This window comes from Clostridium sp. AF15-41 (assembly GCF_003604095.1).
Lineage (GTDB): Bacteria > Bacillota > Clostridia > Lachnospirales > Lachnospiraceae > Coprococcus.
Genome location: NZ_QTMQ01000002.1, coordinates 213354 through 237277, shown reverse-complemented (window position 1 = coordinate 237277; position 23924 = coordinate 213354). Strand labels below are relative to the sequence as shown.

The following is a 23924-nucleotide window of genomic DNA, read 5'->3' as shown; positions in this document are numbered from 1 at the left end:
AGAGAAAAAAACACCTTTTACGGCTTATATTTATTATGAATTTCGAGTATAAACAACCGGCCGTCTGTTAATCGCACTGCCACATCTGTGCTGCCGGTTCACGTTGAGGTATTTTCTCCGTCTTCCGCACCAGTTCAAGGAACTGATTCCGGTATAACTGGTCGTTGCTTGCCTGAGCCATGCTTCTTTCATCCGTCTGAACCGTGATTCCTGCTTCCGCAAGTTCTTCCACCATCTTATACGTCGCTGTTCCTTTATATGCGCTGTCCGTAAGCAGCATTCCATATACCGCAACCGCCGATGCAAAGCTCAGGTCATGGGACATTCCCTTTTGACCGCTTTCTGCCTTTATAACGGCTGTTTCCAGTGTGCTCTTATCTCCATCCGGTTCTTTGTAACGGATATTCACGGTTGCCAGTTCGCCGGAATAATCTGTACTCTGCTTTTTCGATGTATATTTTGTCTCTGCCTCCGGCACGTCAAATTCCGAATCGACCGGAACCACCTCATAGAGTGCAGTCACCACATGACCGGCTCCGATCTCGCCGCCATCCACCGTATCATCTGCAAAATCTTCTGCGGAAAGCGTACGGTTCTCATATCCGATCTGCCGATAACCTTTCACCTGCTCCGGATTGAATTCAATCTGCATTTTGACATCCTTTGCAACCGTATATAAGGTTCCACCCATTTCGTCAACCAGAACCTTCTTTGCTTCATAGACAGAATCCAGATACGAGTAATTACCGTTTCCGTGATCTGCCAATGCTTCTAATTTGTTATCCTTCAGATTATCAGAGCCAAATCCCAGAACGCTCAAGAATATACCGCTGTCCTTCTCCTCAGTGATCAATCCTACCAGATCACTCTCGCTTGTCAGCCCGACATTCAGATCCCCATCCGTCGCAAGGATCACCCGATTATTTCCGTCTTTTATAAACTGCTGCTCTGCGATCTCATATGCCGTGATCAGTCCCGCACTTCCATTTGTGCTGCCGGATGCTTCCAGCGAATCCAGTGCCTCGCATATCGTATAGGCCTCCGAACCTGCCACGCCATTTAGAACAACCGTATCCGAACCCGCATATGTAACAATACTGATCCTGTCGTTCTCATCCAGATTCTCTGCCAGCATTTTAAATGCTTTCTGTGCCAGCGGCAGTTTATTTTCCTCATACATAGAACCGGATGTATCGATCAGGAATACCAGATTGGATGCTTTCTTCTCACTCATATCGATCGCGGCCGTATTCAGTCCTACCATCATCAGCTTTGTATCTTTATTCCATGGACAATCCGCATATTCCGTATATACTGCAAACTTCTTCCCAGCCTCCGGGCCTGATACATAGTCATAATCAAAATAATTGATCATTTCTTCGACCCGGACTGCTCCTGCAGGCGGCAGCATTCCTTCTTCGATATAACTTCTGATATTGCTGTAGGAAGCTGTATCACAGTCTGCCGCAAATGTTGAAAGCGGGAAATCTTTAGCAGACACAAAACGGTGTTCTTCCTGATAGTCATACTCTCTGGTATCATAACCGGATTCTCCATATCCGATTTTTACATATTCAGAATTTGATGCACTGTCCGTTACGGAATTATATGTATCGGCAGCCGAAACTGCACTATCATAAGCCCCTTCTTCTATACCTTCCGGCACAGCCATATTTTTCTGTGACTGTCCGGATTCCGCTATATTTTCTTCAAATTCCTCTTTTACGGCTTCCTGTCTGTATCTTTCTGCGATGCTCTCCCGCTCCGTACCTGACCGGCTTTCCGTTCCCTGTCGTTCTCCATGCGTGCCTCCTGTTTCTTTCCAGCTTCCGCAGCCTGCAAGACAGCCCGCCATCATGCAGGAGATCATAACCACACTTACCATCCGTCTGATTTTTCTCATAAAAAATACCCTCCATATCTTAGTCACTATCCGATATCTGCATAATTTCTGCTCTGATCACCTCCGACGTTATCAATCGTCGAATGTGAAAACAAAATTTTACAGCTATCTATTCTCTTTATGACTAAGATACGGATGGGTATCCTCTTTTTATGGAATTTTTTCTTACAGATCAACTACTGTCTGCTTAAGATCCATGCCTGTCGTTCAGAATCATATCGGAGAAGTGTACCTGTTACTTCTTCCCCTACCGAAAATGTCTCTGCTTCTTCCGGCTGCAATACGATGTCCTGACCGATTATTAATTTCCCGGATGCATCAGATACCTGCAAGAGTTTTGCAGCATATTTTTGTACCGCATCCGGCTCTGCTGTTACAATCTCTGTGATCTGAAGTGTAACTGCTATATTACTCATTTCCTGCCATGCATCCATATCAGCTGATTCCGGCACCTGAAGATCTGTACATCCCGCATTTTCCTGTGCATCTGTCTGACTCTTTGTATGGCCTGCTTCCGCCTGAACATCGGACGAATCTCCACCGGCTCCATTCATCTGTATAGCTTCTGTTGTATTCTGTGTCGGTCTGTTGGCAGTTTCATTCTGTACTGTCTCCGGTATGGAATCCGCTGTTTCATCCACATAATCTTCCGCCCGATCGGATATATTTGAATTCTCTGCTGCATCCAGCCCATCATTTGAAACATCCGTTGTCCTGCCTGCATTTATTTCTTTCGAATGTCGCTTAGAATCAGACAGCAACGGTGTCGCGATCACTGCGGCCAGAAGAACCGCTGCGATCGCAAGAACCGGAATTACATATTTTACCTTAGAGGTTTTCTTTTGTTTTTCTTCTACATCCTTTGCTTCACGGTCAAGCCCTGCTTCAATCCGATCCCACAGATCCGGTGCATCCGCATCGATCCGGTTCAGATAAGCTTCTATGAATCTGTCTTCTTCCGTCTGTCTGTTCTTATTCTGTTCATCTCTCACAGCCTGCACCTCCTTAATTTTTGTATTGCCTGATTATAGATCCATGTGATCGTTCCGATCGGTCGCCCTTTCATTTCCGCGATTTCTTTAAATGTAAATCCTCCGACTACCTTCAGATCCAGAATCTCCTGCTCCTCCGGCTTTAGCGTGGCAACTGCCTGCTTCAATGTCAGATTCTCCACTACCTGACTCTCCATCGTCTTTCCTTCGTCTCGCTCCGGCATTTCATCCACCAGCATTTCACGATCGATCTTTCGTATCCGGTCGATCGCCATATTCTTTGCGATCGTCACAAGCCATCTCTTATGACCGGTTCCCTTCTTATAACTGTCTGCGATCCGATAAAGCTTGATGAAGAACTCCGATGTCACATCCTCCGCTTCCTCTCTCTGCCGGATCGTATCATAGACCACCGCAAAGATCAGCTTCAGATATTCGTCATACACTGCCCGAAGGCTCTCCCTGTCTCCCTGTGCGATCGCAGACATATATTTTCCAAATTCTCTGTCTGTCATTTGTCTCTCCCTATAACCGCTATACGTTTTTACCCCTGTTTTTTATGGAATTTTTCCGATTTTCTATTACTGTTCATTCCACTTCAATTTGCTAATATTCTGTCCGGATTCGTATAGACCCAATTCTCTATTATTCAAGAGGCTGTACTGCCAGCAATTCCATCACATACCCCTTTCGCTCCTTCCATGCAAATGGCCAGAACAACCGCCGCTCCGCTTCAATCCGGATATCAAAATCCTTATGCATTCCGATGTCATGACGAAGCTGCAATGCTCCTTCAATTTCTTCAGGGACAAGATTCTCCCACTGATCCATAGCGGATTCATTTACAACTGCCCATTCTAACCCGAACACCATTAATTTCTCCGTCAGCATATAGATCACATCATTTGTCCGGGTAACCGCAACTTCGTTTAATGCCCGGATCGCATTCTCGATCATCTGCAATTCTTCCTCGTCATAATTCTCCCGATACATATATAACAGGCCTGCAAATCTCGCATTCAACTGACTGTGAAGTCCTACGCAGACGCTGTAGTCAAACCTTCGTCCGATCTCCGGCAATACCCTGTGGCTGTTGTCAAATGCAACCTGTTTCAAATGCTCGATCACGATCTCTGCTTCTTCACCCTCTGCAAGCAATGCTTCAAACATTTCATAAGTCTCAAGCTCTACATTCCAGAAAGGAAGATCCACACAAATAGCATCTGTTTCCTCCAATCCATAGGTCTTACACGCCTGTGCAAGTCCCTCTGCATCCCGGTCGATCAAAACCAGCTTAAATCTCTCTGCAAGTCTTGCCAGATCGATGTCATTTGACCGTCCTGCTCCCCATATAGCAAGAACAGGCTTACACCCTCCTTCGGCCACACAATTTTCTTCTATAAAGTCTGTCAGCTTCTGTCGGTATCCCCGCCACTCTTTATAAGCATTCGGAAGAACCTCTGATGCAATCAGCCGATCCAAATATCTCATATAATTCACTTCTTTCTCGCATTATGCCGGTATGTGCAAGCACATCCGTCGCAATGCTCATTTTATCATGTCACCTGTCGGTTCCATGTTTTTTTCGCATTATGCCGGCTTGTGCAAGCACATTCCGTCGCAATGCTCATTTTATCATATCGCCTGTCGGCTCTATGTTTTTTTCGCATTATGCCGGTATGTGCAAGCACATCCGTCGCAATGCTCATTTTATCATATCGCCTGTCGGCTCTATGTTTTTTTCGCATTATGCCGATATGTGCAAGCACATCCGTCGCAATGCTCATTTTATCACGTTTTTATAGTATACTCTACCTTCAAAATGTAGTAGAATGATAAGGACAATGATTTTTTGTCTATTCATGCAAATTGATAAAATAAAGATTGCCTAAAACAGAAACGGAGATTATGAATATGTCTGCTAAAGATAATAATACAAATACAAATATATACAGAAGCTATATTGACGCTCTTCTATATCCGGAGCAGAATCCTTTTATAGAAGACATGAAACGATTCGAGGAGCTTATGATGATGTACTCCTGTGCGATCAAGGAAGTTCAGACCAAGCTGGATGTATTAAATACAGATTTCAGCGTTCGCTACAACCGAAATCCGATTGAATTTATCCAATCACGCATCAAGAAACCGGTCAGCATCGCAACAAAGCTGTCTTCAAGAGGATGTCAGGTATCCGTAGAAAATATCGTATATAATTTGAATGATGTTGCGGGACTCCGTGTTATCTGTTCCTTTATCGATGACATCTACGCCGTTGCAGAGAAGCTCATCAGTCAGAATGACATTACTCTGATTGAGGCAAAAGACTATATCAGCCATCCAAAGCCAAATGGTTACCGTAGTCTTCATCTGATCATAGAAGTTCCTGTCTTCTTTGCCGACCATACAAGAAATATGCGGGTAGAAGTTCAGATCCGTACCATCGCGATGGACTTCTGGGCAAGTCTTGACCACCAGCTCCGTTATAAAAAGGATGTCGCCGATCCCGAACTTATCTCCGGTCGCTTAAAACATTGTGCTGATGTTATCTCTCAAACAGACCTCGAAATGCAGGAGATTAAAAATATGATCTATGGAGATGGTGCTCAGCCACAGATCAAATTGTGTCTTGAAAAAAATACAGAAATTTTTTAAGAAAATCTTAGATTTTGTTTGACAAATTTATAGAACTGGTATAGAATACTATCTGTTGTTGAACAACGTGTGTATGTAGCTCAGCTGGATAGAGCACTTGGCTACGGACCAAGGTGTCGGGGGTTCGAATCCTCTCATGCACGTAGAAAAAGACAAAACCATTTCGGTTTTGTCTTTTTTATTTACTACATATGCTCATCGGGTAGAAACGGAATGTGTCATTGTTTATTATATGCACAATCAATCTGCGGGAGCAAACAAAAATACACCCCCACAGATTAGATGTGTATATGATAAACATATGACATACATGTAGTTTCGTTATGAGATGCACTCTAGCAGTCAGCACTAAGCCCTTGTCTGAACCCGTCAGGGTGAGTTTGGGCGTCTGCTGACTAATCATGCGAGTGCATCGAGTAGAAACGAAATGTGTCATTGTTTATTATATGCACAATCAATCTGTAGGGGTGTATTTTTTACAGCCCTCGCTTTTTGGCTGTGTATATCCTCTTATAACCTTGCCGCAAGAATCTGACGTTTGACCTCCTGTCCATTCAGGATAAACTCTGCACGACCGTTCTCCAGTTGTATATTCTTTTCAAGTGCTCCGATATCTGAATTGAACTCTGTAACGGCATTCGTTCCAATATCAGCATTGGAACAGTACAGCTTGGCAGACATGACCGAATTACCAAAGGCAACCGCCGCCTTGCCCTGTACCACGCTTTTAACTGCCGCATACCCGATATAGATATCCGTTCTTCCTGCACGGCATCCGATGCCATAACATTCCTTTGCACGGATATTCGACGAGATATTTACATTTTCCAGACGAACCATACAACTGTTACCGGCAATCGTTCCGATACCGGTTATAATATTACCTGCCCCCTGAAGCTTTGCCGATATATTCTCAAGCTTAATATCTGCATCACCATTTACAGATCCAATGATCGTACCGTTTGATATACCGGAATAAATATCCATGTCGCAGTATTCTATAAGCAATTCGGAATCACCGTTTACAGATCCGATACAGGCTCCTTCCTGACCTTTCATATCAAACTCATAATGTCCGCGTTTGATGTTGATAAAACCGCCAAGTCCGGAACCAATACCAATGCCCTTCATACCATTTGCATTAATGATGATTCCACCATCCTGATAGAAGTTGAGTTCGCCATGATACTCATCCAATGAATTACCAATGCCAAAGTATTTTCCCGAATTCAGATTGATCGTCAAATTACCGTCTCCTACAACCGTAAGCACTGAACTGTCCGGAACTCTGATACCTCCTGTACGTAGTTCGTTTTCTCCGGCAATCTGAAGATTTACATTACATTTCTTACCGATATCAATACACGGAATTCCGCGTTCTCCCGCAAGACTGACATTCTCAAGTATGATGGTGCCACGGAATCCATCTTCTACAGACATCAGTATATTCGGCTGGAAACCAACAGAACCTTTGATTATGATCTTTTTATTGATTCCCCGCGCTTTCTTAACCTTAATGCTTGTATATTTATTAGCGGCAAGCTGTACCAAGGAAACCGTATCATTATAATCCGTCTCATATTCTTTCTTATACAGTCTGGCATTCAGGCTCTGATTATATTGAACAATTTCATTCATCACACGTTCATCGATTGAACGCACAACATACGGCTGCGGCCTTGATGTATAATAACCCTGAATCAGATCAACGCCCAGCTTAATAACCTCCCGCAGCTCCTGTGTCAATTCAATTCCCTCTGCCAGCGTCAGAATATCATTATCATGCGCAAATTCTATAATATCCTTTACAAAATGCTGTTTCTGGATATCTTTGTGTATATCTGTCATAAGCATACGATCGATTTTTACAAACCGAGGCATGTATCGAAGCAGATTATTTACATTGGAATAACCGGAACCATAATCATCAATGGCAGTCTCAATGTTCATCTTTGCAAAGGAGTTCTTCAGCTCCTTTAACTGAACATCCCCCATCTCTGTTTCTTCTGTAAATTCAACAACAAGCTCTCCTGCATGCTGTTCCATAATCTCAGTTAATTTCTTCTTATCCTTACCTGTCAGCTGATACCCCGGAATACTGTTAATAAATACTTTCTTACCCTCAAAATCCTGAGGATGTTCCTCTATGTAATCAACCACATTAAAAAATGTCGCTTTTTCTATATCATATAAACGGTTCAGACGATCTGCACTTTCCAGCATATCAAGCGGCGAAATCTTACGCTCTGTGTCCGCACGCATTAGAGCCTCATATGCATAAACATCTCCTGTTCTGGCATTGATAATTGGCTGGAAATGATAAACAAACCGGTTATTATCCAGAATAAATTCCATCAAATGGTCATCCGCTTTCTGTTTATCCGTCAGAACACCTGCCCTTTCCTCTTTTCCTTGCTCTATGGCCTTCTTATTGTTCTTCACATTGATAGTTTCATTGATCAGATGATCCAGGGCTTCCGAACCGGAGATCATATCACAACGGATACCCGTGCAGATTTCAATCTCATATGCCTCTTTGCGCAATTCATTATACTGCTTTATCTTATCCGACAGACGTTTGATAAACGCCTCTCCGCATGTTTCATCAGATGCTTCAACCGGGAATGCAACAACGAATTCATCATTACTGATACGGGCACATATAGCATCATCATCCTGACTTTCCGATATCAGCTGCGCCAATTTTAAAATAGCGGCATCCCCTGCTTTTCTTCCATAGCTTGCATTGATATCCTTTAATTTATTAATATCAATCGCGATCACCGCTATTGATTTACCATCAAATGTCGCATTTTCACAAAGCTCATTTCCCTTCTGTAAGAAGCCCTTATAATTATACAAGCCGGTCATTGCATCACGAATCTGTGTTGCTTCCATCTGGCGCAACAACTCCCGCAGACCATTCTGACGATAAAACGCTTCCATACTCTGCATAATACTCTTTAACCAGTTTATGTAAACTTCTGTAAACTGTGCTTCTGTATCTGTAAAACCAATAACTGCATAACCAAAGCTTCGGTTATCAAAATACAATGGTGTAAAGAAAAATGTCTCCGGACACTCTCTTTGCTCAGATAGTTCCGGTATCATCTCTTTCATTTCAAATATGTCATCAAAGCTGATACGATTGTCTGTGTGTTCACTCGGTCCACATTTTATGATACGATATATCTTGTCCGTATAGCCGTTAGAACGCATTGCGTCCTCACTGATCATAACCTCCGATGAATTCCAGTAATCATTCATGCATATACTAAGCGAATGGAATGGCCGCACCTGATATACATGCTGAAATATCGTATTGAAAAAACTTCTGTGATCCCGTTCAGATAACAAATCCTCCATAAACTTGTTATAATAAGAAGAGTATCCCATCTTCGCATGATCCGTATTCCAGAAATTCTCTTTTTCATCAAAATATTTTTCTGGCTGCATTTTCCTTTCGCATCCGCAGCTTGTCCCCTGAAAGATCACGGATTCTGATTCAAATTCCGGTATCGGTTCTTTCTCAAAGGATGCATGGATATATTTCGCACAATATCTGCCGCATTCTCTGGCCGGAATATCAGCGGATGTTAACTTGCATTTCAGGTTTTTCCCTTCTTCGGTAGAATCGTAACCAATCACTGCTACCTGCTCCGGTACATGAATATGATTACTGAATAATTCTGCCGCTACCCCGATCGCCATACAGTCATTTGCACATGCGATCGCCTCCGGAAGTTTCTCTCTGGAATCCAGAATCAGCTTCACAACCTCTTTGCCGGAATCATACCAGTAATTTCCATAATAAATATTATTCGGATCAACCGGAATTCCATGCTCCGTCAGACTGTCTCTATATGCCTGTTCTCTCTGTATGGAATGAACATGATTCTTCCACCCGTCTAAAAACATAATATCGGAATAATGATGAACCTCGATCAAATGATCGATCAATTTCTTATATGGTTTATAATGATTTATCTTTACAGTCGGAAAATAACGACTGTCCTTATCTACGAAAAGAACAACTCCTGAGAATACCTCGTGAATTTTGTCTTCTAACCGGGTTGCTATATCGGTTGCCTGAATGGTATCCGGAAGAACAATGATCGCATCAAATGCATCCCATTGAATCAGATTATAAATATTCGAATCCCCAATCTGTCTATACAGAGTATCCTGAAATCTTAAGTACATGGAAAATACACATATATCGTATCCATAGACATATGCCTCCTCCATTAATCCTTTCATAAACAGGCTCTGTGAGTTCTCTTCCGCCTGCGCGATAATAACTCCAATTTTTCTGCGCTCCATACATGCTCCCCTCTAAAATACAAAATCCTTTTTTCAGTTTAGCATAATTAGGCAGAAAAGTATATAAAAATGACTAAAAAAAGTTTACACCGCGTTATTTTCTGTACATTTTATACAATTTCGACATATTGTCATACAAAAAAATATTTTTATCATATTATAAACAACAGTCCTGCAAAGTAAAAACAGTCCTGTTCTTATCCGAATAAAAGAAGTTCTTATAATCAGATAAGAAAAGCAAGACTGTTCTGCACTTGTTCATATTCTGTTTTTATATCTTATATACTGCACTAAGATACCTGTTCAAACTGTGAATTATATAGCTCTGCATAAAATCCGTTCTGTGCCATCAGTTCCTCATGATTACCCTGTTCAATGATATCGCCATCCTTCATGACCAGAATAATATCTGCATTCTTGATCGTAGATAACCGGTGCGCAATAACAAAGCTTGTTCTGCCCTTCATCAGATTATCCATCGCGCGCTGAATGCTGTGTTCTGTTCTGGTATCAACGGAAGAGGTCGCTTCATCCAGGATCAGAACCGGATTATTTGCAAGGATTGCTCTTGCAATCGTAAGAAGCTGTTTCTGTCCCTGTGAAATATTCGTCACTTCCTCATTCAGTTCCATCTGATAACCACCCGGAAGTGCCGAGATAAATCGATGTGCATGAGCTGCCTTTGCTGCCGCAATTACTTCCTCATCCGTCGCATCCAGTCTTCCATAACGGATATTCTCCATGATCGTCCCCTTAAACAGCCATGTTTCCTGAAGAACCATACCGAGAGCATCACGAAGCTCTCTTCGATTATATTCTTTAACATTGTGACCATCTAACAGGATGGCTCCTTCATTTACATCATAGAACCGCATCAGCAGCTTAACCATAGTGGTCTTACCTGCTCCGGTCGGACCAACGATCGCTACCTGTTTGCCCGGATCAACATGAACACTGAAATCATGTATAATGATCTTCTCAGGATCGTATCCGAACTTTACATGACGGAAATCTACTTCACCCTTTATATCCTCGACAGAAGCAGGATGCTCAACAACCTGAACCTCCTCTTCTTCCTCTAACAGTTCAAATACACGTTCCGCCGCTGCTGCCATCTGCTGCATCATATTTGTAACCTGTGCTACCTGCTGGATCGGCTGTGTAAAATTCTTCACATATTGGATAAATGCCTGAATATCACCGATCGTGATCGTACCACGAATGGCAAGAGCCGCACCAGAAATAGCTACGCCTACATATCCGAGATTGCCGACAAACATCATAACCGGTTGCATCAGACCGGAAAAGAACTGGGCTTTCCATGCGGATTTGTATAAGACTTCATTTGTCTCATGGAATTCCTTTAAGGTTGTTTCCTCTTTGTTAAATGCTTTGATTACCGTATGTCCGCCATAAACTTCTTCAACCTGTCCGTTGATATGTCCGACATACTCCTGCTGCTGTTTAAAGAAACGCTGTGACTTCTTAATGATGATACCCATTAATGCCACACTGATCGGCAGGATGATAATTGCGATCATCGTCATAAGCGGGCTGATCGTAAGCATCATGATAAATACACCGATAACAGTCGATACCGAAGTAATAAGCTGTGTGATACTCTGATTTAATCCGTTTCCCATCGTATCAATATCATTTGTAATACGAGATAATACCTCACCATAGGTTCTGGATTCAAAATACTTAAGTGGCATACGGTTGATCTTCTCAGATACATCCTTACGCATCTTGTAACATAGCTTCTGGGTTACACCTGTCATGATGATACCCTGTGTAAAGTTAAATAATACACTTAACAGATACAGTCCCATACAGAACAGGAGAATCTTACCGATATAGGTGAAATCGATTCCACCGATTCCGTTTATCTTCCGCATAATGCCTTCTGATAATGCTGTCGTTGCCTTACCGAGTACCTTCGGGCAGACAACATTGAATACTGTACTGAACACCGCAATGACCATGACCACGATCACTGCCGGCAGATATTTCCTTGAATAACGAACCAACTTCGATATGGTTCCTTTAAAATCCTTTGCTTTCTCGCCGCCTCCCATTCCAGGAGGTCCCATATGTCGTCCACCACGTCTTGGTCTGTTTCCTTCCATGTCTGTTACCTTCCTTTCCTGAGTTCTTACGCTATGCTCGCCGCAATCTCTTTTTCAGATAATTGCGAACGGGCGATCTGTTCATATACCGGACAATTCTCCATCAGCTCTTTGTGTGTACCCTTGCCTACGATCTTTCCTTCATCCAGTACCAAGATCTGGTCTGCATGTAAGATCGTACTGACACGCTGGGCAACGATGAATACCGTACTGTCTGTCATATCTTCACGAAGTGCTTTTCTGACTGCTACATCCGTCTTGAAATCAAGAGCGGAGAAGCTGTCGTCAAATATATATATCTTTGCATTCCGGGCTACTGCTCTGGCGATCGCAAGTCTCTGCTTCTGACCGCCGGAAACATTTGTACCACCCTGTGAAATGCTGCTGTCATACTGTTTATCCTTTTCCTCGATAAAATCTGTTGCCTGTGCGATCGCTGCCGCTTTCTTCATCTGTTCATCGCTTGCATCCTCTGCACCAAACCGGATATTAGATGCGATCGTGCCGGAGAACAGCACACCCTTCTGCGGCACATAACCGATATTCTCCCGAAGGCTCTCAATTGATACATCCCGGATATCCGTTCCGTCGATCGTGATCTTACCACCTGTGACATCATAGAATCTTGGCATAAGCTGCACCAGGGAAGATTTACCGCAGCCGGTACTTCCTATGATTGCTGTCGTCTCGCCCGGTCTTGCTTCAAAATCAAGATCTGTCAGAACATCTTCATCCGCTCCCGGATATGCGAAGCTTACATGTTCGTAACGGACAACACCCTTTACAGCTTCTAACTTCTTACAATCCGGCTTGTCACAGATCGTACTCTCTGTATCAATAACTTCCTTGATTCGGTCTGCTGCCACACCTGCCCTTGGAAGCATAACGGATAACATACCGATCATTAAGAAGGACATAATGATCATCATCGTATAAGTAATAAACGCTGTCATGGATCCAACCTGAAGCTCACCCGAATCGATTCTGTGAGCCGCAACCCACTCGATCAGGATCGTAACCGCATACATAATAAACATCAGAACCGGCATCATAAATGTCATTACGCGGTTTACAAATAATGATGTCTTTGTCAGATCCTTATTCGCCTTATCAAAACGTTCTTCTTCGAACTTCTCTCTGCCAAATGCCCGGATAACCGGAATACCGGTCAGGATCTCTCTGGACACAAGATTAACACGATCAACCAGATCCTGCATGATCTTGAACTTTGGAAGTGCAATTGCCATTAACACTCCGAGAACAACCAGGATACCTGCTACCGCAACTACGATCACCCATCCCATGCTGGCGCCACTCTCTACAACCTTTATGACACCGCCAACTGCCAGAACCGGTGCATATAAAACCATACGGAGCAGCATAACCGTAACCATCTGGATCTGTTGAACGTCATTTGTCGAACGCGTGATCAGGGATGCAGTCGAGAACCGATTGATCTCTGCATCTGAGAATGAAATAACCCGCTTGAAAATGCTTTCTCGCAGATCACAGCCCACACCTGCAGCTACTCTTGCGGCTACCAGACCGGTAAGTATCGCCGATGCAACCATTAACAATGTCATAAGGATCATCTCTACACCGACACGTTTCAGATAGGACATCTGGATATCCTTATAATTATAATCCATACTATCATAACAGGTTCTTGTACAGGTAATGGCAGATGACATCATCATATCATCCCCCATACTGTCACGCATGGAATCGATCATCTGCTTCATCTGCGTTCCCATCTGACTCCACATCTCAGGCGGCAGCTCGTCCAATGTCATACCGCTTGCTGCAAGCATCTGCTTTAACTGATTATCTTCATCTGAATCCACCATCGTATATGGATAATAATACATCATCATCGGCTCCATACACGCCTGATCGATCTCATCTATATGATCCTTGCCGTCATCTGTCATATGGTATATGCCATCATCCGACTGCTCATAATACTTTTCCCACACCGTCACATCATCTTCATCCATAAACCCTTTAATAATGGTATACGCTTTTTCCGGGATCTGCAACGGACTGCAATGATCAATGCCGTAATTCTGGATACCGGTATCGATCAGCTTCGACGTATAATCCGGTAATGCCAGATCACAATATGCCTGAACGATCAATAACAGAACAATGATCAGAACCGATTTCCAATATGGCTTCAAATTCTTAATTATCTGCATAGTTTCACCTCTCTATAATTTTCGCATGTAGAGGTATTCTATCACTACCTATATAAAAGTCAATTAAATTCCCATAAAAAATGAATGAAAAAAGACCCGCCTGTCGATTGACAAACGGGTCTTCCTGTATATTAATACTTTGTATATTGGGAGGCTTTATTTTACTGTAACCTTTAAGACCTTACGCGCACCATTCTGTGCTATGGCATATACATAGCATTTTCCTTTCTTCTTGCCCTTGATCCTACCGGCCTGAGTAACTGTAGCTATCTTCTTATTTGTTGAAAACCAGCGAATCTTCTCGCAATGTCTCTTTAATTTTTTGCCCTTTGGCATTTTTACAGTTGCTTCAAGCAGTACAGATTTCTTCTTTTTCACTGTTACCTTTGAAACAGTCTTTTTCTTAGTTGTTTTAACTACAACAGCTGTCGGATTGCTGTATTTGTACTTTTTGGTAGCAGTAATTGTATGAAGCTGGTATGATTTACCAATTGCCTTCTTTACAGTCTTTCCTGTTTTGGCATCCTTCACATTCTTGTATGCTATTACCTTAAACTTATAGAATGTATTTTTCTTTAATTTCTTACCACCTGCAATTTTGGTAACCTTACAGCTGACATTCTTTTTGTTCTTAAATTTCTTAGCGCTTACAGTTTTGATCTTGTTGTATTTGTATACTTTCTTTTTGGTATTACAGTAATTACCATAAATTATATATCCATCTGCTCCCTTTACATTTTCCCAACGTAAAGTAACTGTCTTTGTTGTGGCAGATGCTCTACCGGTTAACTGTCCCATTGTATACTTATCAACAGCATCGCTCTTAACCCAGTTATCAAATTTCTTTGTTCCCGGTACATAAGAGCTTACCGAAGTTGTCTCCTGCTTCTGAGCAGGTGTATCAGGCTTGGATTCACCCGGCTTCGGATCTTCAACAACTGTAATCTGTGTAATCTTGCCTGCAACCTTCAGAACAATAACCTGAACGATCTTACTGTTGTTCATTCCGTCTTTTCCAGCTATTGCCGTAATTGTAGTACTGTCTTTTGTTAATTTAATCGGTCCGTTGTATACTGTTCCGTTTGAGGCTGATGGTGTTGTTCCATCTATTGTATATATAATTGTAGCACCTGCCGTCTTACTTGACAGAATCAACGAGGTACCATCTGCTGATTTTTCTGCAACCGGCATCTCAACCTGCTGCTGTTTGCTATCATCTGCCGATACCGGATTTGATAAGATCACCGGCATACTTGCATAATCTGTAAATAAGGATTCATCGATTCCCATAGTCGCCGGATCATCCGCACTAATATCTTCTGCAACAATATATACTTTATAACTCTGGAACAGATTATCTGCTGTACATCCATTTCCAATCTTTGCGGCAACTGATGCAAGATCCATCTGCAGGCTTCCTGTCAGGTTAGATGATACATCTGTTAGCTTACCGTATGCCTTAATCTTTGCTCCGTCGGCATTATATACCTTATCGGTAACAAAATACGAAAGCTGTGAAACATTATCTTTTTTCTTTCCTGTTATCTCGTATGGAATAGTAATCGTATTACCTGTCTTTGTAATTACACTGTCGGTAATTTGTACATTCATGCCGGAATCCAGTAATGTAAATTTGTAAGATGCACCGACCTTACCTGCTGTTCCGTCTACAAGGGTTGTAAATAAAATATCTTTCTTATCTATATTGAAAGCAGGTGACGGATAATATGGTGACGACGTTACACCCATGCTTACAGCACCTGTATTTGAATATCCCATAGCATATGGGTATGAATTTGCAGTACCGGTACTTATCCAATGATAAGTTGTACGGCATCCCCAGCCATTTCCCGGTTTACTTCTCTGAGCAGCATTTTTATAAGTATTTGGATAACCGTAGCTTGTGTTTGCCGCTTCCGTAAGGTCAAGAGCAAATACCTTTTCGTTTGTAATCGGCATATAGCTGATCTCAGCTTTATTCCAGAAATATGTATCTCCATCCTTAGCATTTTTTCCGGTTTTTGTAGATGCGACAATCGTCTCCTTCTCTGTATCCGAGAAGCCATACAGGAATCCGTCTATCTTATCCGAGATACAGTTAACCGGTGCATTCGCATCATTTTTGGATGATTCGTTATTTAACCATTTATACATATTACTGTCTTCCCATGAAACAGTACCTGATGAGAACATGATCGGAATTTTAATAAGCTGTTCGTCACAGTCAAGAAGCATACTATCTGTTCCTGTCTTAAAATCTTCTCCTGATGCTGTATCAAGTACACGATATTTTACAGGTTCTCCATTATACTGACCATAGTATACATAACTGCCCTTCCATTCCTCATTCACATCAAGCGTTTCTCCCGGATGTGAACCATATGGTGTATCGATACCTGAAGTACCATTCTCTATTACAGTCTTATCATCATCTGCTACCATACCTTCATTTGCCGGTTTTGACAATAATACCGGTGTACTGGCCAGATCAGCAAATAAACCTTCGTTTATATCTGTTGTACGATCCCTATCTGCCTGTACACTCTCTGCAACAAGATAAACCATATAATTATCAAAGAGTGTATCAGCTGTACATCCACCGCCAACCTGTTCTGCAATAGCTGCAAGATTCAACTTTGCATTACCGGCTTTACCGCCACTGACGGAAGCAATCTTGCCATATGCTCTTATCTTTGCACCCTCAGCATCAAACTGCTTATTTGTGACAAGATAAGACAACTGATTTACACTTGTGCCATTTGATCCATAGATATTATATGGAACAGCCACAATATTGCCTGATTTCGTTGTACTGCTTGATGTAACAGCAAGCTTAATGTTATTATCAAGCATTGTTAACTTATAGGCAGCACCATATTTTCCGGCAGTTCCTTCTACAAGTGAATTGAATAACACCTTATTGGTGTCAATATTAAATGCCGGATTTGCATAACCATAAGTTTTACCATCTGCTGCGCCTGTTAAGGTTACATCATGAAAAGCTCCCTCACAATTTACACAATTTACCTGACCATAAAAATGATACTTTGTTGATGTGCTTCCGTATCCTGATCGAAGAAAATACCAACCGACTTTGTTTTTGCCTCGTTGTTTCATGGTTGAAAGTGAATTCGGATATCCATACGATTTATTTGTTATCTCTGCTTCATCTAATGCAAATACTTTTTCGCCTGTCAATGGTACAAATTTATAGTATTTGATTGCACCGGGAGCAAACTCACCCTTTCCGTCTTCACCGGAACGTATCTTCTTGTTACTGCTTACAATCGCAGCTTGCTCTGCATCTGAAAAGTATCTTAAAAATCCACTCATATTGCTCTGAGTATATGCATTATATATCGCTGTGTCTGTGCTGTTCATCCACTTATAAACATCACTGTTTTTCCAGTCATTCGCAGACGCATCTACATCATAATAGAGAACCTCAACTCCGGATTCGCAGTCAAGAAGCATACTGTCTGTTCCTGTCTGGAAGTCTTTTTTCGAATCTGTATCTAATACACGATAACGGATAGGACTTTCCTTGTATTTTCCGTAGTATACATAGTTGCCCTTCCAGTCGTCAGAACTTGTATCTGAACCATATGGATTGATGATGCCATCAATTCCAAGACCCGAAACCGTTTTTGTCTTCTGTACAGCGGCTTCTACCTTTGGTATCGAAGCAAGCGGCGGTAAGATGCTGATAGTCATAACAGCTCCCAGCACAAGCGCTGCACCCCGCTTAAATATTTCTTTTTTCATAATTTCCTCCATGTGAATTTAATCATTTCTACTTAACTGTAACTTTGATCTTCTTTCTTGCCCCATTCTGCGCAAGCGCATATACGTAACACTTACCCTTCTTTTTAGCTTTGATCCTTCCGGCCTGTGTTACGGTTGCAATCTTCTTATTTGTTGAAATCCAACGGATTTCCTCACAATGTTTTTTCAGCTTCTTTCTCTTCGGCATACTTGCACGGGCATCTAAAAGAACAGATTTCTTTTTCTTTAATGTGACAGCTGATATCTTCTTATTCTTTGTGGTTGTCACAATAACGCCCTTTGGATTTCCGTATTTACCGGACTTAGTCTCAATAATTGTATGAAGCTGATATGATTTTCCTATTGCTTTTTTTACTGTTTTTCCGCTCTTGGAATCTTTAACATTCTTATATGCAACTACCTTAAATTTGTAAAATGTATTCTTTTTAAGCTTCTGTTTGCCAACTACTTTTGTAAGCTTACAGCTGGCAGTGCTCTTATTCTTAAATTTTTTTGCACTAATTGTTTTAATCTTTTTGTATTTGTATTTCTTAGCCTTTGTATTGCAGTAATTACCATAAATAATATAACCGTCTGCATCCTTCAGATTCTCCCAACGAAGCGTAACTGCCTTTGTTGTTGCAGATGCTCTACCGGTCAACTGCCCCTTTGTCAGAGAATCTACCTTATCACTGGTCAGCCATTTTTCATATTCGACTGTTCCGGGCTTATACTGTTCTTCTGTTTTTTTCTGATCAGTAGATGGTGTCGGATTTGGTGTTGGTGTCGGATCTGATGTTCCATCGGTCTTAATTACAATAGTACCATCTGCTCCCTTGATAACGATCAACTGTATAACCATACTGTTATCCATACCATCCTTTGCAGCAATGGCTGTTATAGTGCTGGTTCCGGTCGGAAAAGATATTGGCCCTGTATATTTGGTTCCGTTTTTCTGATCAGGAATGCTTCCATCTAAAGTATAATAAATATCTGCGCCCTCTGTTCCTGATGAGATTATCAAAGAGGTCTTATCATCCGAAACTTTAGCAACCGGCTGTTTTACGGTCTCGCGCACCCCTGTCTCCTTGCTAACAGAAGCCAGACAATATGGCAGACTTGCATAATCAGAATAATTTCCATCTGTTACACACTCAGCAAGAAGATATACCTGATAATCTGTTCCCCAAGTACCTGTCAATGTCTGTGGTAAAGTAAATGTACCGGTGCCTATTGACTGTGTTGTATTTCCGGATAATGCTCCATAATATAACACCTTGGCATCCTTATCGGTATATGCCTTATCCGTTATTAATACAGATACCTGATTAACCGGATTTTGTGAATTTCTACTATCTGAATATGTATATGGAATCGTTACTGTTCCATCAGCAGCAAGAACCGCTTCTTTTCCTGATGTTAACTGTATTGTTTTATTTGTATCTTTCAAAGTCAAAGTCCAATCATTTACCGCACTCTCTTTTATCTGTGCGGAAGATGCTGTTATTGCTTTCTTCTTATCGAATCCGACTGCAGTTGAAAACAGGACTCCACTTGTATTCATATTAAATGCCGGACAAACACCAATGTTATCATCCATACATTCGGCATCTAACTGAAAATTACCCAATGAATCCAACCATACCACTTTCATTGAATTAGCCTTAGAAGACCGTAACCACCAATAATCTCCCGATACATTCTTATTGGTAGACTGCTGGTCTGCATATAGATTCCGAATCTCCTTTGCCGAAAGAATAAAGATATAATCTTCAGCTGCCTCATCCTTTACAGATACGGTTCTTGATTCATCTTCCAGATAAGTTCGTATCGTATATGTATTTTCTTTTAATGTCGTAGGCATAAGCAGATTCGCTTCTACTTTTGAAAACAACGCACCCTGCTCTGCATTTCTTGAATCAACATATTTGCTGTTCAATAATTTCTCCAGATCACTACCGTTCCATCCATTCGATGATTCATCAAAATAACTACGGTATAAAATAGAATCTGAATCAAGCAATACATAATCCTGTGCAGCACCTACACTCTGTGTCTCAGTACTTTTTCCAAGCACACGATATGCAACAGGACTTTTACCGGTCGCATCAGATATAAGATTTCCATAATATACCTTTGCTCCTGTTGATTTACTCCATGATGTTGAATCCGTATACAAAGATGACATACCGAGATTCACTTCATACTTCACCGGGCTTGCATCCGAAGCAGCTCTTGCTGTTGAGCCTGTTCCCAATGGCGGCACAATGCTGACTGCAACTGCAGTACTTAATGCAAATGCCATTCCTCTCCTGAAAACATTCTTTTTCATAATTACCTCCATTTTTCTGTTCCTTTGTTGTAATTTTGAAGATATCAATCTACATATTTGAAGTATATATTGTCATATTTTAAATATCAAGTGTTACCAAGCATCTATTTTTATTTTTGTATATATGCACAGAAAATATATGCTTTCTACAAAAAACTGCGACATTTTTATGTAAATGAACTAACCATATGGCTAGATTAAGCCATTTTTATAATTATCGTTTTTATCTTTGTATTTTAAATGTCATATTTTTAATATCAGTTGTTACATCATGTCTAATTTATATTTTGTAGGAATATACATAAAATATATGGTTGAGGTGATTAAATGAGTAAACACGCTGAGGTGACTCATAATGATAAGCGATATATAGAATTGGGGTATAATATTTCGTATTATCGCAAGCATAAGGGCTATACCCAGGAACAACTTGCAGAAAAACTGGACATTTCAAGACAACATCTGGGTGCCATCGAAGCCCCTAACATCGTTCGATCCGTTTCGCTGGATTTGTTGTTTAATATTGCAGATGCACTTGAGGTAGACGTTCGTGAGCTTCTGGATTTTCACGGAAATGCCTAAAAAAAGATATGACGTAGATTCCAAATGGAACTTACGCCATATCTTTTTATTTATAAGAACTTTTTATAATTAGTCTACTTTGATCTCTTTGATCCATCCTTCAGGAGCTTCGATTCTGCCCATCTGGATACCTGTTAATGTATCATAGAGCTTCTGGATAACCGGTCCCATCTTCTCCATTCCACTTGGGAAGCAGATCTCTTTGCCATGATCAACAATCTTGCCTACCGGCGAGATAACGGCTGCTGTACCACACAGACCACACTCTGCAAAATCTTTTACCTCATCGAAGTATACTTCTCTGTGCTCAACCTTCAGTCCGAGGTACTTCTCAGCAACTACCATAAGAGAACGTCTTGTAATAGATGGAAGGATACTGTTTGATTTAGGTGTTACAACTGTGCCATCCTTTGTTACGAAGATGAAGTTTGCTCCACCTGTCTCCTCTACCTTTGTTCTGGTTGCTGCATCCAAGTACATATTCTCATCATAACCTTCCTGATGAGCTGTAACGATTGCATGAAGGCTCATTGCATAGTTCAGACCGGCCTTGATATGACCTGTTCCATGAGGTGCCGCACGATCGAAATCAGAAACCTTAATTGTAATCGGCTTTGCACCACCCTTAAAGTAAGGACCTACAGGTGTACAGAACATTCTGAACTGATACTCGTCTGCCGGCTTAACACCGATTACAGGATTTGTACCAAACATATATGGTCTGATATAAAGTGTTGCTCCTGAACCATATGGTGGAACAAAACCAGCATTCGCTCTTACTGTCTCTTCTACTGCCTTTACAAATCTATCTTCCGGGAATGCAGGCATCTCAAGTCTCTTTGCTGAATCTGCCATTCTGCTTGCATTCAGGTCAGGACGGAAACATACGATCCTGCCATCCTCTGTTGTATATGCCTTTAATCCCTCAAATACTGTCTGGGCATACTGGAGAACACCTGCACATTCGCTTAATACGATATTGGCATCATCTGTTAATGTTCCTTCATCCCATGCACCATTCTTAAAGTTTGATACATATCTCTTATCTGTCTTGATATACCCAAAACCGATATTAGACCAGTCAATGTTTTTCTTTTCCATAACTACTCATCCTTTCAGTTTCTGTTTCGTAAAAAATAATATTCATAGTTTCTGTTATAGCACATTCTTTTCTCAATTTCTATAGTATTGATAATTTTTTTACTGTTCAAATATATATTTTACCATATCTGATACGGCATTGCTGTCCTTATGCTTTAAGGTTCGTTTTGCAAGAGGCACGCGATCCGTAATAATATTATCCACACCGATCGCCATCATACGACGCATCTCACTGCTGGTATTTACCGTCCATGCACACACCATGATACCTTTCTTATGCGCTCCGGCTACCACCTGCCTGGTCAGATATCTGGCATCAATACTTAATACATCCATGGCCTCATAATTCGTCCGATTGCTGTATCCGAAGCTGTATATATAGCCGGTTACAATATCAGGATCATCCTTCTTGATCCGCACAAGAGATCGTTGCTTAAAAGATGTGACAATACATTGCTCTTCCATATGATTCTCCCGGAGCAGTTCAGCAACTTTTTTCTCCAGTTCACCATCATTCCGAACTGTTTTCAGTTCTATATTCATCATTACTTTACCTTTGCAGGTGTCGATCGCATCCTTCAAAGTCGGAATCTTGGTTCCGGCATATTCTTCCGGATATTCTGCTCCGGCATCTAACTGCTGCAGTTCCTCATATGTACTGTCACAGACTAACTTATCAACGCCTGTCGTCCGTTCCGTCGACGGATCATGCATTAGCACCAATTCTCCATCCGAAGTCAACCGAACATCCATCTCCACATAGTCTGCCCCTTCTTCGATCGCCTTCTCAAATGCCGGGATCGTATTTTCAGGAGCTTCGCTGCTGGAACCTCTATGCGCTGTGACCAGTGTTGCCCCAAGGGAAGCATATGTCGGTGTAGCACCGGCAGACAAAAAACGAACATTCAGATATACTGCAAGCATACAGGCTACAGCAACCAGACTTACAAGTACATAATGAGTCTGCTTTTTCAGATCTGCATCATCCACATGGTACATAAGCATCTTCGGTCGAGCAAGCTGCAATACCGCCGATATATTGAACATACCGCAGATAAAAAGCAGCAAAGCACCTACCACGATATTGATATTATTATATACCTCATAGAACAGAATAAGCACATTATCTCCATCGGATTTTGCTTTTATCACCAATACACTTACAACGATAAAAATCGCATATAACAATACGCAGAACAATCCGACAAATATCTCCCATAACGCCTGGAATATAAAATGATGCACCGATTCCCGACAGGTCAGTCTGGTCTGTCCCGCTGCCTTTGCAGTCTCCTCATTCCCCAGTATCAACAAACGGATATATGGAATTTTTACCGACATAATCCAGATACTGATCAGATAGATTACTATAAATCCTATCCAAAATGCCTTCTTGCCTGTTTCTCTGATACAAAGCTTCAGCAGATATTTGGTAACTGTGTTATTATTCAACGCCATCAAAAACGGCGGCATATATACCGCAAATGCAAATGGAAGCATATAAAAGATACGACCAATCTTCTTTTTACCGAAGAAACGAAAGAAATACTTCTCAACCTGTACCAGATATCCGAACAGTCCTTGTCTGCTGTGCCTGAGTGCCGCATCAAACAGCACAACATACATCGTAAGGTTCAATAACATAAATACCATGAGCAATACGATCAAAAGCAGCATATATATGATCGTTCCCGGTTTTACCAGAACATCTAAAAAGTTCTCCTTCGTGACAGAACTGTAACCGGATAATTTAATTGCAAGATAAAATCCTCGAAATACAACAGGAATCAGGATAAATGACGAAACGACCAGAAACGCAAGCTGACACAGCACCACCCTTATTTTATTATGTGCCAGAAAATATCTGACTCGGAGTATATATCCCGCTTTCATATCTGTCTGCCTCCCGGTTGTTTGTTCAAAACAGGCATTGCAGAATATTCA

General features: G+C 41.5%; 13 protein-coding genes and 1 tRNA gene. 3 read left to right on the top strand and 11 right to left on the bottom strand.

Annotation, left to right across the window (positions count from 1 at the left end):
• Nucleotides 1-67 precede the first annotated feature (67 nt).
• The 4 genes from DWW43_RS02410 to DWW43_RS02395 form a co-directional block, all read right to left on the bottom strand.
• Nucleotides 68-1903, bottom strand: coding sequence for a VWA domain-containing protein (locus DWW43_RS02410; RefSeq protein WP_243104376.1), 1836 nt, complete (start codon nt 1901-1903; stop codon nt 68-70).
• Nucleotides 1904-2079: 176 nt separating this feature from the next.
• Complete coding sequence (locus DWW43_RS02405; protein ID WP_119962612.1) at nt 2080-2895, bottom strand: hypothetical protein; 816 nt, start codon at nt 2893-2895, stop codon at nt 2080-2082.
• The gene (locus DWW43_RS02400) at nt 2892-3410 is read right to left on the bottom strand and encodes an RNA polymerase sigma factor (RefSeq protein ID WP_008401115.1); all 519 of its coding nucleotides are present in this window, start codon (nt 3408-3410) and stop codon (nt 2892-2894) included. The genes DWW43_RS02405 and DWW43_RS02400 overlap by 4 nt, the downstream gene beginning before the upstream one ends.
• A 130-nt stretch (nt 3411-3540) precedes the next feature.
• Nucleotides 3541-4386, bottom strand: a complete 846-nt coding sequence (locus tag DWW43_RS02395) for a hypothetical protein (RefSeq protein ID WP_119962611.1) — start codon at nt 4384-4386, stop codon at nt 3541-3543.
• 423 nt (nt 4387-4809) lie between these two features.
• On the opposite strand from DWW43_RS02395, the gene DWW43_RS02390 reads away from it, so the two are divergent.
• Together DWW43_RS02390 and DWW43_RS02385 are read left to right on the top strand one after the other, a co-directional pair.
• Nucleotides 4810-5550, top strand: a complete 741-nt coding sequence (locus tag DWW43_RS02390; protein WP_347475233.1) for a GTP pyrophosphokinase family protein — start codon at nt 4810-4812, stop codon at nt 5548-5550.
• 69 nt (nt 5551-5619) lie between these two features.
• Nucleotides 5620-5693: transfer RNA gene (locus tag DWW43_RS02385), tRNA-Arg, on the top strand.
• 367 nt (nt 5694-6060) lie between these two features.
• On the opposite strand, the gene DWW43_RS02380 is transcribed toward DWW43_RS02385, so the two are convergent.
• The 5 genes from DWW43_RS02380 to DWW43_RS02360 all read right to left on the bottom strand — a co-directional run bounded on the left by DWW43_RS02380 (nt 6061) and on the right by DWW43_RS02360 (nt 20297).
• A complete protein-coding gene (locus tag DWW43_RS02380) occupies nt 6061-9873 on the bottom strand; it encodes an EAL domain-containing protein (RefSeq protein ID WP_119962610.1) in 3813 nt (1270 codons plus the stop codon).
• Between the two features lie 290 nt (nt 9874-10163).
• Nucleotides 10164-12002: an ABC transporter ATP-binding protein gene (locus DWW43_RS02375; RefSeq protein ID WP_119962609.1), complete on the bottom strand. Its 1839-nt coding sequence runs from the start codon at nt 12000-12002 to the stop codon at nt 10164-10166.
• A 26-nt stretch (nt 12003-12028) separates the two neighbouring features.
• The gene (locus DWW43_RS02370; protein WP_347475238.1) at nt 12029-13573 is read right to left on the bottom strand and encodes an ABC transporter ATP-binding protein; all 1545 of its coding nucleotides are present in this window, start codon (nt 13571-13573) and stop codon (nt 12029-12031) included.
• 783 nt (nt 13574-14356) lie between these two features.
• Nucleotides 14357-17965, bottom strand: a complete 3609-nt coding sequence (locus DWW43_RS02365) for a DUF6273 domain-containing protein (RefSeq protein ID WP_165853001.1) — start codon at nt 17963-17965, stop codon at nt 14357-14359.
• A gap of 28 nt (nt 17966-17993) precedes the next feature.
• Nucleotides 17994-20297 (bottom strand): chitobiase/beta-hexosaminidase C-terminal domain-containing protein, encoded by a 2304-nt coding sequence (locus tag DWW43_RS02360; RefSeq protein ID WP_165853000.1) that lies wholly within the window; start codon nt 20295-20297, stop codon nt 17994-17996.
• Between the two features lie 327 nt (nt 20298-20624).
• On the opposite strand from DWW43_RS02360, the gene DWW43_RS02355 reads away from it, so the two are divergent.
• Nucleotides 20625-20879 carry a helix-turn-helix transcriptional regulator gene (locus DWW43_RS02355; RefSeq protein WP_119962605.1) on the top strand — a complete coding sequence of 85 codons (255 nt, stop codon included), beginning with the start codon at nt 20625-20627 and terminating at the stop codon, nt 20877-20879.
• A 69-nt stretch (nt 20880-20948) separates the two neighbouring features.
• Here the strand turns inward: DWW43_RS02355 and DWW43_RS02350 are convergent, their stop codons facing one another.
• Nucleotides 20949-21980 carry a branched-chain amino acid aminotransferase gene (locus tag DWW43_RS02350; RefSeq protein ID WP_008401102.1) on the bottom strand — a complete coding sequence of 344 codons (1032 nt, stop codon included), beginning with the start codon at nt 21978-21980 and terminating at the stop codon, nt 20949-20951.
• Between the two features lie 99 nt (nt 21981-22079).
• Nucleotides 22080-23873 carry a glycerophosphodiester phosphodiesterase family protein gene (locus DWW43_RS02345; protein WP_119962604.1) on the bottom strand — a complete coding sequence of 598 codons (1794 nt, stop codon included), beginning with the start codon at nt 23871-23873 and terminating at the stop codon, nt 22080-22082.
• Nucleotides 23874-23924 lie beyond the last annotated feature (51 nt).